9 protein-coding genes are annotated in these 14,014 nt (G+C 40.0%); 4 read left to right on the forward strand and 5 right to left on the reverse strand.

The genetic code is table 11. From position 1 onward, the window contains the following. The first annotated feature begins 48 nt into the window (after positions 1-48). A complete protein-coding gene (locus ACIQXN_RS04530; protein ID WP_402962272.1) occupies positions 49-2,109 on the forward strand; it encodes a SpoIID/LytB domain-containing protein in 2,061 nt (686 codons plus the stop codon). A 170-nt stretch (positions 2,110-2,279) separates the two neighbouring features. Further along, positions 2,280-3,494 (forward strand): right-handed parallel beta-helix repeat-containing protein, encoded by a 1,215-nt coding sequence (locus tag ACIQXN_RS04535; RefSeq protein WP_402962274.1) that lies wholly within the window; start codon positions 2,280-2,282, stop codon positions 3,492-3,494. A 69-nt stretch (positions 3,495-3,563) separates the two neighbouring features. Here ACIQXN_RS04535 and ACIQXN_RS04540 read toward each other — a convergent pair whose 3' ends face one another. From ACIQXN_RS04540 to ACIQXN_RS04555, 4 genes are all read right to left on the reverse strand, one after another. Beyond that, a complete protein-coding gene (locus ACIQXN_RS04540) occupies positions 3,564-4,139 on the reverse strand; it encodes an undecaprenyl-diphosphatase (RefSeq protein WP_402962276.1) in 576 nt (191 codons plus the stop codon). Between the two features lie 113 nt (positions 4,140-4,252). Further along, positions 4,253-5,668: an alkaline phosphatase gene (locus ACIQXN_RS04545; protein WP_402962278.1), complete on the reverse strand. Its 1,416-nt coding sequence runs from the start codon at positions 5,666-5,668 to the stop codon at positions 4,253-4,255. Between the two features lie 89 nt (positions 5,669-5,757). After that, a complete protein-coding gene (locus ACIQXN_RS04550; protein ID WP_402962280.1) occupies positions 5,758-8,550 on the reverse strand; it encodes a YhgE/Pip family protein in 2,793 nt (930 codons plus the stop codon). Between the two features lie 533 nt (positions 8,551-9,083). Continuing rightward, a complete protein-coding gene (locus tag ACIQXN_RS04555; RefSeq protein WP_402962282.1) occupies positions 9,084-9,740 on the reverse strand; it encodes a C40 family peptidase in 657 nt (218 codons plus the stop codon). A gap of 240 nt (positions 9,741-9,980) precedes the next feature. On the opposite strand from ACIQXN_RS04555, the gene secA2 reads away from it, so the two are divergent. Further along, entirely contained in the window at positions 9,981-12,371 is a 2,391-nt protein-coding gene (gene secA2, locus ACIQXN_RS04560; protein ID WP_402962285.1) for an accessory Sec system translocase SecA2, read from the forward strand. After that, on the forward strand, positions 12,371-13,252 hold the full coding sequence (locus tag ACIQXN_RS04565; protein WP_402963332.1) for an accessory Sec system S-layer assembly protein: 882 nt from the start codon (positions 12,371-12,373) through the stop codon (positions 13,250-13,252). The genes secA2 and ACIQXN_RS04565 overlap by 1 nt, the downstream gene beginning before the upstream one ends. Positions 13,253-13,368: 116 nt before the next feature. Here ACIQXN_RS04565 and ACIQXN_RS04570 read toward each other — a convergent pair whose 3' ends face one another. Then, positions 13,369-13,776: a hypothetical protein gene (locus tag ACIQXN_RS04570; RefSeq protein WP_402962287.1), complete on the reverse strand. Its 408-nt coding sequence runs from the start codon at positions 13,774-13,776 to the stop codon at positions 13,369-13,371. Positions 13,777-14,014: the final 238 nt, after the last annotated feature.

The raw sequence follows: 14,014 nt of genomic DNA on the forward strand, positions 1-14,014 counted from the left end.
GAAACTAAATAGGGATGAGGCTGAAGTAAGATGAGAAGTTTGAGGAATATGTGTTTAGCTTTTTTCATTATTTTTTCTACATTTCCTGCTTATGAAGCAGTTGCTGCAGAAGAGTCGACAGAGATGAAAGTAAAATTAAAGAACTTTTTGGGTAATCAAACATCTGTGACGATATCGGCAACAGGTGACTATCAAACGTCCGGTGAAGTCTTTATCAAGAGCGGCGAAGAACTGACGGTTAAAGTGGAGGCCGGAAGTCTTGCGGTATACAAGAATACAAAGAAGCTGGAGACATTTGCTTCGTTTACCGCTACACCTGTTAAGGAAGATTCATTATTCTCTATCAATAACCGCCCATACGCGGGATCACTGGAGTTTACGGTTGAAGGCGGTTATATAAGACCAATCAACCACGTTCACATAGAGGAATATGTAAAGGGAGTCGTTCCAAGGGAAATGCCGGCACTATGGCATATCGAGGCTTTGAAAGCCCAAACCATCGCAGCCCGAACGTACGCACTTCGTTTTCAGTCTAAGGTGATTGATGATACGGTTTCTTACCAAGTATATGGAGGAGCCGATGGACATGATCGCTCTAATTTGGCGGTGGAAGAAACAAAGGGGCTTGTTATCAAACATGATGGAAAGTTGATAGAAGCGCTTTTTTCTTCGAGCAATGGAGGCATGACGGAATTGAATTCTAATGTCTGGACTAGCGGTAAACCACTAGCTTATCTGGACATTAAAGAAGATCCGTTTGATTCGAAAACAAAATGGTCGATTGCACTGGCAAAACAGCAAATGGATCTTTCCAAAAAAGATTTATCAAAGCCGGGAGATTGGTGGACAAGCGTGAAGGAGAAGGATACGACGATTGTTCCTAATCTGAAAAATTGGCTCCAAAGCAACGGGTATAACAAAAAGGATATTAAAATTACGGATATTCCTGTTTTAGCCTTAACGGATAAAACTTCTGGAGGCCGGGTCACGAAGGGCTCCATTCAATTGAACTTTTATGTGAAGGATATGGTCGATGAAAAAGGGCAATTAGTGCAGCAAACGGTCACGGAAATGAATGTTGCGGCATCAAAAATCCGTGCTATGGTGGGTACGGATAAGATGAAGAGCTATTTAGTGGTGGATTCTAAACCAACCAATTCGGAGAACATTTCCATTGAGGGACTGGGTTTTGGGCACGGAGTCGGGATGAGCCAATATGGCGCGAAATTTAGAGCTGAATTCGGACAAACCTATCAAGAGATTTTAGGATTTTATTACCCGAACACTACTATTGTGAAGGAATATGCCGATACTGAGCCTGAACTGGAGCCTGTGGTGAATAGGGATACAACAGCACCGAGTATTACAGCTATAAAAGCGAAGGCTGATTATCCCAATAATCTAATCGGCATTACGTATAGCCTGAATGAAGATGCGATCGTTTCCTTAACGATTAAAGATGGCGAGGGAAATGTTTTAGACACTCCTGTTCGTGAACGATCCTTGAATCAGGGGAGTCAGTCCGCTACATGGAACATAAAAGATGTCAGTAGTGGAACGTATAACGCAGAAATTATCGCAACAGATCGAGGTGGAAATAGAAGTAGGGTAACAAAGAAGATTAAAGTAAGCAAAGATACGATAGCACCCCAAATTACAAGTATTGATACATCAGGGAACTACAGCACTGAAAAGGCGAGCATTTCGTATCATATAAACGAAGATGCCAAAGTTACGATGCAAATCAAAAATAGCAAGGGGAAAGTGATTGCTACGCCTGCTAATGAACAATCATTGAAGATGGGAAATCAATCGGCTACATGGGATTTTAAAAATGTAACCAATGGCATGTATACAGCCTTCATTACTGCGAAGGATAGTAGTGATAATCAAGGAACCGGTACAATGAAAATTACGATTAAGAAAACGACAGGAAAAGTGACAGCTACCGTTTTAAATATAAGAGAAAAAGCCAGCACAACCTCCAAAATCGTGGGTCAACTTAAGAAAGGTCAAACCGTTACGATCTTAGCCCAACAAGGAAACTGGTATAAAGTTAAGTACGGTACTAAAATCGGGTATGTATCAAAAGCCTATGTGAAAAAATAACGATTCGAGACGCCATTTCATTGAGAGATGGCGTTTTTGTATTATCTTATAGAAAATAATGGGTATTTTATAGCTAAAACGACTCATTATGCAACGAATTAATGATATTATAGGAAAGTATGTTAAAGAATGACGTAAATGATTATACGGAAAAAAGGAGAGTTTGCTACATGAAGAAGAGGATTGGATTTTTATGGGTGTCGGCTATGTTATTGGTCAGCATGTTTTTGCCTACGTATTCAGCAGAGGCAGCGACAAAACCAACTTATACAATATCACCATCCAGCAAAACCTATAAGAATAATATGATGAATTTTTCTACATATAACTCGCATACGAAGCATTATTATTTATTGCGTTCATACCTTGAAGAGTTGGAGAAAAATGGGGGCGGTACGCTTGTCCTGAAAAAAGGCACGTATACAATAAGTAATACGCTCTATGTTCCTTCGAACGTTACAATCAAGATGAAGAACGGCGTGAAGCTAGTTAAAGGAAGTAAAACGGGTACGAACCAGTTCGATGCAGCCAAATCCATGTTCCAGCTTATAAGAGCAACAAAGTCCTCTAAGAAGGGGGTATATGGAAAATATAATGGAGAGAAGAATATCTCCTTTATCGGCGAAGGTAATGTGACAATCGATTTGAAGTATATAGAAGACAGCATCGCCATCATTATGGGTCATAATAAAAACGTCAAAGTGGAGAATATCCATTTTAAAAATATGTTCTCCGGACATTTTATTGAAATGGATGCTTCAGATACTGTCATGATACGAAAAAATACGTTCATGGATTCGAAAGTATCCAAAAATGTTAATAAAGAAGCGATTAATATTGATACACCAGACAAGACCACGCTAGGTTGGAGCCAAACTTGGAGTAAATTTGATAAAACGGCAAATAAAAATGTAACCATTGAAAATAATACGTTCAAAAATCTTGATCGTTCGGTAGGGACTCATAAATATTCCGGATCTAAATTCCATGATAAAGTCGTTATCCAAAATAATACAATAGAAAAAACACGTAGCGATGCAATTCGGGTTATGAACTGGTCTAATGCACGGATCATAAACAATACAATTAAAAATGTAGAAAACGGTGAGCCCGGGACACGAGGGATTTTAGCCAGTGGTGCGAAAAACCCGACATTCAAAAATAATACATTTCAAAAAGTTAGCCGACCCGTTCAATTTACCACCTGGAAGAATACAGGACCAGGTTCTCAATACGATATTACCTACAATGTATTGAGTAAGAAAAACAAACAGGATCTTACGAACAATATAGCGATAAATACCGCTGAAGATTTTATCCGAATCAATAACAAATATAACGAATATGTCTTATATACCGAAAAAATCTATCTTGTCTCAAAGTAGGTTAGCAAAATAGGTAGAATTCTTAGTCAGCAAAAACCGCCAGATGAACGAACTGGCGGTTTTTTTTGATTACACTTCTTCTGATTTGGTTGTTTCTATTTTCTCTTGTGAATGCAATAGACGTTTTGTAATCGTTAATGTAGGAACAACTTTGTAAACAATTAGTGAGGAGGCGACACTGATCAATGCTCCGACAAGAATATCAGCAGGATAATGGACACCTACTCCTACACGAGAAATTCCCACTAGTACGGCTACGATTAACCATAAGAAACGAAAAGAGCTTTTACTGAATAACCAGAAAGTCATACAAAAAGAAAAGAAAAGGATGGTGTGATCGCTAGGGAAAGAATTATTGATATCCTTCTCTATCAATTTATTCACATCATTTAGTACGGAAAATGGTTGATAATTTGTATGAAGGTTGCTCACTAGCTTGCCCACTACCTCTGCCAATATAAACGTAAGACCAGCACAAACAACCATCATCCGGTTTCTACCACTACGTGTAAAAAAGAAAAGAACAACAGCCAATGCTAAGAAGTACAATGAATACTCAGCGAGAAAAACAAACAGAGGATTCAGATAGGCGTGCTCTTTGCCCAAATCATTAATTATCCTAAATAACGTGATATTCAATTCCAAAATGGTCTTTTTCCTTTCTACTAAAAACTTATATGAATCATTATAATATATGTTCAATCATTTTTCTCTAAATCGTGAAAGGCAAAAAAACTAGGGCTGACTATGTGTCAACTCTAGTTTTGTGAATGATGTTGTCCTGGCGTAAAGGGTACTCGGGCCACTTTCGTAATAATTTGTGAAATGTCCGTATTATCAAGAACTCCATCGAACGCTTCACTCCCTGGTCCAGTTGCAAAGACAGGAATCATATTGGCGGTGTGCCCGCCTGTGGAACTGGCAGCACGTATACTGCGGTCGGATCCCCCTGCATTATGATGATGCGCAATCGTACTTCCAATTTCCCAATCAATACGATGCTTAGGATACACAAGGGTTCTATTACTTTTTACGTTATGGATGAATTGTTGAGCTTCTTCAGTTGTAAGAGAGATATGGGCATGGTTCTTGAATACAGAGATGACGCTTTTCAATTCGATCTCATTATTTTTATCAAAGGTAAGCTGTTTGGCCATGTATTCGGTAGATACATTGATTTTCTTCAATGCTGGAATATCCATGGTCTCTGAAGCGGAGATTCCCATCGTTTCATGGTCAGCTAGCACGACAATCAAGGTATCCTTCCTTTTTTTCGCCCACTCTACAGCTTTTTTCACCGTCTGGTCAAACTCAATCGTTTCCTTCCAAATCCCCGTATAATCTGCGGCATGTTCCATCGAATCAATACGTGCCCCTTCAGCCATCAGGAAGAATCCATTATCACTCTGAGATAAGACATCAAGTGCCTTTGCTGTCATCACGGGTAGCGTGGGCTCTTGTGAGTGTACTTCTTCTTTATCAAGCTTGAAATTCATATAGGTAGGGTGGAATAACCCCAGCAATTTTTTTGGATGTTTGACGGAAGCGAGTTCTTGTTCATTTGTAGCACATGCATAACCGACTTCTTTAAATTTGGAAACTAAATCAATACCATTTTGTTTTTCCTTCTCAAAATAGGCAGCGCCTCCGCCAAGGATGACGTCAATTCGATGATCAAAGAGCTGCCGGGCAATCTCGGAACCACCCGTCCAGCGGTTTTTGACACTGGCACCGAAAGCGGCCGGGGTGGCATCGACGACCATATTAGTGGAAATGAGCCCGACTTTCTTTCCCTTCGCTTGAAAGGCATCAAGAATACTGTCTACCTCTGTACCATTCGGGTCAACACCGATCGATTCGTTGTTGGTTTTGATACCTGTGGCAATGGCTGACCCTCCTGCCGCTGAATCGGTGACATAATTATTAGCGGAGTAGGTGCGCATCAGGGCGACATGTTCCAATCTTTCCATATGAAGGACTCCTGATTTTCCATATTCGAATTGGCGGGCTATTTCGATGGCACCTACACCCATGCCATCGCCAATTAGCAGGATTACATTTTTGGGAGGTTTTTTTGCTAGGGCTTGAACAGGGCAGTCTAGACAAATAAGCAAGAGGAGAGTTACGAGTCCTATTCGATACGAGTTCCTGATATTTCTGGTTGTTTTAGTCATATAGAAACCTCCATTGGATATATGTCCTTCTATTATTTGTTGAAATTCATAAAAAAAACCTTCCTGAATTTCAGGAAGGTATGAATCTTTTAGGCTACATCTGAACGTTCAAGATTTTTACCGGACTTGAACCAAATAACAGCTAGGGAAAGGGCAGCGAACAGGACAAGGAAGATGGCGAGAACGCTGACACTTGACCAGAAAAGATCATAATTATTAAGAGTTATAATTGATTTAAAGCCGTTAATCGTATACGTAAGTGGTAAGAAATTACTTAATGTTTGTAAACCTTCTGGAAGCATGTGGACCGGTAAGCTTGAACCGGTTGTAGATAGCTGTAAGACTAAGAAAGCAAAAGCTATAAAGCGTCCAATGTTTCCTGCTAAAGCCACCAGGAAGAATACGATGGCCAAGAAGGTTAAAGAGATGAATACTGCGAATAGGATTAGCATGATCCCATTTGTAAAAGTTGACTTTAAATAGAAGGAAGCGAAAACAGATGCTATGAGCGCCTGGGCTATTGCTAGGACTGCCATGTTTCTGAATTGAAGTGCGTACCATCTAAATGCGGAAACCTCGATCACCGCTGGTAATTGTAAATTGAAAAGACAAGCCATGACCAACACACCTACGAAAAGAGCCAAGGAAAGAATATATGGTGCATTCGCATAACGATAACCAGGGAATGTATTAATGGCTTTCCCATTCAACTCCACTGGTGCTGCGAACATGGCAATGTTCTTTTCATCCGTGTTAATGGCACTTAATTTATCAGCACCGCCAGATAAGCCGGTTGTCAATGTCTTACTGCCATCTTTGATTTGTCCGACACCACCGTCTACTTGTTTGACACCATCGGATAAGGTAACCCAGCCTGTTTTCACAGTTTTCGTACCGTCACTCACTTGGGTCATTCCATTATCCAGTTTGCTTGCGCCTATTGTAAGTTCGTTCCATCCGGCTTTCACCGTTTGGTTACCAGCAGATAACGTACCAGTTCCAGAGGCAAGCTTACCAGCGCCTTCTGCTAGAGTACTTGTTCCAGAGGCAAGAGTCTTTGTACCATTAGCAAGAGTACCCGCTCCGGCTGCAAGATCCTTACTACCTTTAGCAAGAGAGCCGGTTCCAGCAGCTAGATCTTGACTACCTTTGGCAAGCGTGCCGGTTCCAGCAGCAAGGTCGTTACTGCCTTTGACAAGCGTGCCTGCCCCGGCAGCAAGATCTTTACTGCCCTTGGCAAGCGAACCAGTTCCAGCTACAAGGTCGTTACTGCCTTTGGCTAATGAATCTGTCCCTGTTGCAAGCTGGCTAGCTCCAGTAGAAAGGTCACTAGCACCTTTAGCTAAACTTTGTGATCCTCCGTAAACCAGTTTTTGCCCGGCAATTAAACTAGTAAGGCCCGTGTCTAAATCACTAGCACCCGTTGAAGCACTGGCTAGCCCTCCTGAAACCTGAGCTGCACCCGAACTTAGTACCGGTGTTTTTTGTGCTAATACTCCTAAATTGCCAGCAACCTGTTTACTACCCGCCAATAACTTCTGGTAATCAGGGCTTGCTTTAAGGGCGGGGACTTTTTCCCCTAGTTGAGCAATACCATCAGCAACATCCTGAGCTCCTGGTGCTAATTTGGATACGGCATCGTTTACGTCAGCCACACCCGAGGATACATTTTTGCTACCATCAGCAAGTGTAGATAGTCCAGCTTTTAAACCCTTACTACCTGTTTGGGCACTTGTTAACCCATCTAATACTTGCTTGGCACCACCCTGTAAAGTAGAGGCTCCATTTTTCAATTCTTTTGTTCCGTTATTCAATTGCTGCGCTCCATCATTGACCTGATTGGCCCCGCCATTCAGTTTTCGAGCGCCATCATTGACTTGATTAGCGCCGCCATTTAGAGCTTGAGCCCCATCATTCAAAGAATTGGCACCCGTATTCAATTTTTGAGCGCCGTTATTAACCTGACTAACACCGCCATTCAGTTTTAGTGCTCCGTCATTAACTTGCTTGGCGCCGCTATTCAGAGCTTGAGCCCCGTTAGTAAGCTTGCCTGCTCCAGAGTTCAATTCATTGGCACCCGCATTTAACTTTCTAGCGCCTCCGTTAAGAGTCTGCGCTCCAGTGTCTACTTGTTTAGCGCCGTCTGCTAATCTTCCGATATCCCCTTGTTTACCGGCAAGTGAGCTATACATGACACTTGTTCCGGCTTTTAATTCCGCAGCGCCAGTTGCAAGCCTTGCAATGTCTGGTGCCTTCTGTTGCAAGGAATCAAGGATTTGAGCCGTACCATTTTTCAGCTCTCCGGCCCCGTCATTGATTTTTTGTGAGCCATCAGCTCCATCTTTGAAACCGTTTTCAATTTCGCCCAATTGAGTGAGCAAGCTTGTTGTATAAGTGGCGGTCACCTTATCGGCTAAGCTTTCACGAATACGTTCTGTAGCACTTTTTGTTACTTGGGCAGCCATAAAGTGCAACCCTTCATTTTGGGTATAGATCAATTCAGGTTTAACCGGGTTTTCATCTAAAACCGTTGTTACATTCTGTGAGAAGTTTTCTGGAATTTCAACGACCATATAGTAATCGGTATTCTCTAAACCTTTTTGAGCAGTTTTAGCATCGACAAAATCCCAGCCGAGAGTGTCTCCGGACCGTAACTCAGCCACTAAGTCATTGCCGACATTAATGGGTTTACCTCCGGAAGTGCCACCTAGATCCTTATTGACTACAGCGACAGGTAGTTTGGATAAATTGTCGTAGGGCCCCCATTTTGCAGTTAGAATAAGTGCTGCGTAAATGAATGGGATTAATAAGACAGCGATGATGGCAATAATCCATCCCGTCCTATTTTGGGAGCCGCCAAACTGAAAACCTGAATCTTTCATACATAACCCCCTATTATACTTTTTATAAAAGTTGACTGGGAGTCGTCCAACCAACTTTTATAAGTATATTCTGACTAATTATTCTGATTCCTTCTTATTTATGATAAATAGTAACAGGGCTTTTGGACATTTTTAGGATGAAAGTTTCATGAAATAGTAATATTTTTAACAAGAAAAGGATTCTAAAGTCTGATTTATATTTTAATCTTGTCGAGAAGTGAACAATGAATGGGTATTCATTCATTATATATGCAAATACATTTATTCCAAAAGTGATAATCATTTATAAATCGTAAAAAAATGTTACTGTAAAAAAATAAATAAATTTAAAAATATTTATCATTAAAAGTATAAAAACGATGGTTAGAAGCAAAAAACTAGGCATCCCAAAAGGTAGAGATTGGTAAAAATAAAGTTTGAAAAGTACTTTATAACGGATGATTCATAAAGAGTGTTTTATTAATAAATCGTTTGATTAATAGGTAAAAGTATAAAATCTGGCTCCCCGGAATGGAGAGCCAGATTTTATCATATTATAGGGTTTTCGACCCGAGGAATTTCGGCTTCCAGTAGGTGTTGTCCATGCTTGAGATACTGACTCCTCTTGAAGAGGCAGAATGAATGAACTGATTATCGCCTATGTAAATCCCAACGTGTGTCACACGTTTGCCGCTTTTGAAGAAGACAAGATCCCCAGCTTCAGGTTCGGATGTTTTCAAGCCTACTTGGGAATATAATTGTGCTGCCGTACGGGGCAAGACAACATCCTGTGATTTCTCAAAAACGTAATAGATGAAGCCAGAGCAGTCGAAACCTTTAGGTGAGGTTCCTCCCCATCTATAAGGTACACCCATATATTGCTTAGCTTTTTCTATTAATTTATCATTATCTATGTTGTAAACGCCCAAGGCATTAAAGGTCGATCGGTTAGATATCCCGTTTTTCTTCAACTTGTGGTCTTTTTGAAAAGCTTTTACTGCCTTTGTAGTAGATTCATTATAATTATTTGAGTAGGAGTTTGACGGATTATAGTATCCTTTGAACTTCAGAAGCTTTTGAAGTTGACGGACGTCAGAATGTTTCATTTTCGGTTCTAAAGTTTGATCACCAATATTAGCAGATGCTTGATGTTGTAAAGGTGAAAGTAATAATACGGCAGCGACGGCTAGACTACTAAACAACTTTTTCAATGAATTTTCCTCCTGAAACAAATATTGGTTCTTACATAGTAATATAGTCGTGTTACAGTAAACGACATTTTACATTACATTTCTGTTACAAAAGTCAAATTATGCAAAATATAGTGGTAATCAACCTTTTGATTCTATTAATTTCTTAATATAGGTAATTATTGCTAACACTCCATTTTATAACTATATATGATATAATTTCTATAAGTGTTTAATTGAAATTATAGGAGAGAAAACCCTATGTTAACTGGTATGAAAAAGATATTTAATGAGAGTTCTAAAGACTTAAAGCGAATTTATAAGCTTGTAGATAATGTAAATCAATTAGAGGACAAGTTTGAAAAATATACGGATCATGAATTAAGAGGGATGAAGGATACGTTTAAAAGTTTGCTAGCTTCAGGTAAAACGTTAATGGATATCCAAGCTGAGGCTTTTGCCGTGGTACGAGAAGCATCAAAACGTGTGCTGGGACTACGGCACTATGATGTTCAGCTCGTTGGTGGATTCGTTTTAAATGAGGGTGCCATAGCTCAAATGAATACAGGAGAAGGGAAAACCCTTGTTGCGACGCTACCGAGTTATTTACACGCCTTGGAAGGAAAAGGTGTCCATATTATCACCGCAAATGAATATCTCGCCAGCCGGGATAAAGAATTGATGGGGCAGGTTCATGAATTTTTAGGTCTGACCGTCGGATTGAATGTTTCACAAATGGAGCCTTCTGCCAAACGGGAAGCCTATGCGGCTGACATCACTTATGGAACAGGAACGGAATTTGGTTTCGATTACCTTCGGGACAATATGGTGTTTCAAAAAGATGAGAAAGTGCAAAAAGGCCATCGCTTTGCCATTGTCGACGAAATTGACAGCATCTTGATTGACGAAGCAAGGACACCGTTAATCATTGCAGGCAAATCGAGTGATGGAACTGAGCTTTTTCATATAACTGCTCAAATCATGAAGTCTTTTAAAGAGGATGAAGATTTTGAGGTGGCTAACGAATCAAGAGCTACCTTTTTAACGGATCAAGGTGCGTCCAAGATTGAAATGGCATTTGGTGTGGATAACTTGTATGACATAGAGCACCAAGAGCTATTGCATAATGTGACCCAAGCGCTTAAAGCACATGCCATCATGAAGTTGGATGTGGATTATATCGTGAAGGATGGACAGATATCGTTGATAGATAAATTCACTGGAAGGGTGATGGAAGGTCGAAGCTTTAGCGAAGGTCTTCATCAAGCAATTGAAGCAAAAGAAGGCTTGGAGATTTCTGAAGAGAATGAAACGCAGGCTACGATTACCATCCAGAACTATTTCCGTTTATATCATTCGCTTTCAGGGATGACGGGAAGTGCGATGCCATCGAAAAAGGAATTTTGGGAAACCTATCAGTTGCCTGTTATTGAAATTCCAACGAATAAGCCAATTCAACGTCAGGATAAACCTGATTTAATCTTTAAAGATGAAATTAGTAAAATCAAAAAAATCGTGTCAGATGTTACACGTATCCATAATGAAGGAAGACCCATCCTGATTGGAACGACTTCCATTGAACAATCGGAGAAACTATCCATCCATTTGAAGAAAGAAAAAATCCACCATCAAATCCTTAATGCGAAAACGGAAGAAGGTGAAGCGGATATTATCTCCAAGGCCGGACAAAAGGGTCAAGTGATGCTCGCTACGAACATGGCTGGAAGAGGAACGGACATTTTGCTGGATGAGAATGTTAAGGAGTTGGGTGGGCTTCATATTATTGGTACGGAGCGACATGAAAGTAATCGAATCGATATGCAGCTTCGCGGTCGCTCGGGCCGTCAAGGTGACCCGGGCTCAACACAATTCATCATTTCTTTGGATGATGATTTGTTTGTCTACTACGAAGAAGAAGAGATTGAACGGTACATCAAGAAAATCAAAACAGATGATTCAGGCTTGGTTGTAAGCCCTGCTCCAGAAAAATTCGTGAAAATGGTACAGGAAACAATCGAGCAGACGCATCAATCTAGCCGTAATCATTTATTGAAACTGGAACACCCATTAAATGAGCAAAGTAAAATTATCTACGCGATGAGAGATCGGATTTTGGAAATGGACACGGACCAAATGTTTAAGATTCTCTTCGAATATATCGAAAATTACATCCGTAAACTTGTGGCGAAATATTATTCTGAATATATAGAGGAGCCGAATTCGGAGGACTTTATCAAGGAATTATCCCTCGTCTATTTATCATTGGACTGGAATGAAATCGATCTGCGAGATCTTAATCGCTCTGAAGTGGAAGCAAAAGCACTGAGTGCATTCGCTGAAATGGAGCCTGTGATGTTAACGTTACAAGAGGATGCTGAGTGGGGGAGCCGCCTGCGGGCCTTTATGTTGAAGCAAATTGATACGAATTGGATGAGTCATTTAGACGAAATGAATCGAGTGAAGGAAGGCATCGGATTAAGCGGATACGGTCAACAAGATCCTTATATCTTATTCGAAAAAGAAGCGTTATCGCAGTTCAAACAAATGTTAGACCATATTGAATCAGGCATTAGTATTCACTTTATGGAGTATGTAAAAAGCCAGAGGGACGAAGAAGAGGAAGAGCTTGATGAGAAGGAGGAAGATGAGTGATGGGTCTGTTTAGTAAGAGTGGTAAAGCAAAAGAAAAAACCAAAATCAATACAGCGACGGCAGAAGAGTCCATCTCCCATGCAGAGGACGCAGTCTATACTACCTTGGTTTTTCACGATGAATCTGATTTTTCCAAGCAAGAAAAATATGTATATCAGTTCCATCATCAGCAATTGCCGTCATTAAAACCGAATCAAATTTCCATCTCGGGAGTAAAGTTATCAAGGTTTGAAGAGGAAGTCATGATTATGGCATTCATTCGTAATACGTTGGATAAAGCGGTCCGCTTTGAAGTAGTGGATTTGTTATTATTGAATGAAAATGGCCAGGCTTTGGCGAAGAAATCATTTGATTTATCGGAAATGGGTGAAATCCCGGCTGTTTCTTGTATGCCATGGAGTTTCTTATTTGAAGAAGAAGATATCATGGCCAAAATCCCGGACAATGGTTGGAAGATCGCCTTTGAACTGAAAAATCAAGCACCACAAGAACATGAGTTGGACTTGGCACCGACATGGAAAGAGCAGCTTTCAAATGCTCAACGGGAGAATCTACAGCAACTTGTTGCCGGGTTACCCAAGCTCAACCAAGGTGAAGTGAATTTCATGGGGCTAGAGGCTGCGTTTAAAGAAAATGATCAATTAGCCATCACTATATTAATCCGGAATGGTAGTGACAAGGGGATTAAGATTGAAAAATTACCGTTGATTGTAGAAGATGCAGATGGAGATCAAGTTTGCCAAGGTGGGTTTTCTCTTGACAACTTCGAAGTGAAAGCAAATTCAAGTAAGCCATGGACATTTATTTTTCCAGGAGATCTAGTGAAAAAGAAGAATCCTGATTTATCACGTTGGAAAGTATATCCACCTAGTTCTATATAAATATACTGAAGCCCTCATAATTTGAGGGCTTTTTTGTCCTATATATGTATGAGAGATAAATAGTAATGGGGGTTAGCATCTTTTGTTTTTAAGTTTGGAAGGTGCTTTATGTAATATCAAGAAAATTCCGGCCAGTTTTTTTGAAATTGATCTCCGTCAATTTTAACTAGGGTACGATAGTTTAAGGGTAATAAATCATTTTCTTCCTTACCAGTATGAGGTAGGGCTAATTCAAAAGGGATTAAAGTGAATTCTTCATCCGTTTCGGAAATAAGGTACACGCCCGTAATTTGTCCATATTTCTCCATGTCCAGAGTCAAGAATGCAGGATAGTAGGTTTCATCATTAGCCATAAGTATAGCTTTAGCGGTAATAAGGTTACTTTCTTCCTTTTCCACTTCTGGATTACTTATTTTCTCGAGAGTTTTAACAGCCCATCCTTGCTTCTTATAACCACCAATGATTTTAGGAGGATTCTCCTGCAATCTCTTTAATAGATCATTCATTTCGTCATGATTCTTCATTTATGCTTTGTTCCCTCCAATGATATTCGTTGTTATGGCAGCTATGTTAAATGCTTCTAATAATTCAATCATTTAATATTATACCTATCTTTTTCTATTAGGTAAAATATCTATCTGACACTATATTGTATTGTGGGTGGATTACATAATAAATCGTGTTTATGTAATCGTTTTCTTAGTGAAGTAATATCTTAATCAATTTTTTGATTAAGATAGGAAAGGTCTATGATGAGTGTAT

The sequence above is a fragment of the Peribacillus sp. NPDC097295 genome (genome assembly GCF_044761665.1).
GTDB lineage: Bacteria > Bacillota > Bacilli > Bacillales > DSM-1321 > Peribacillus.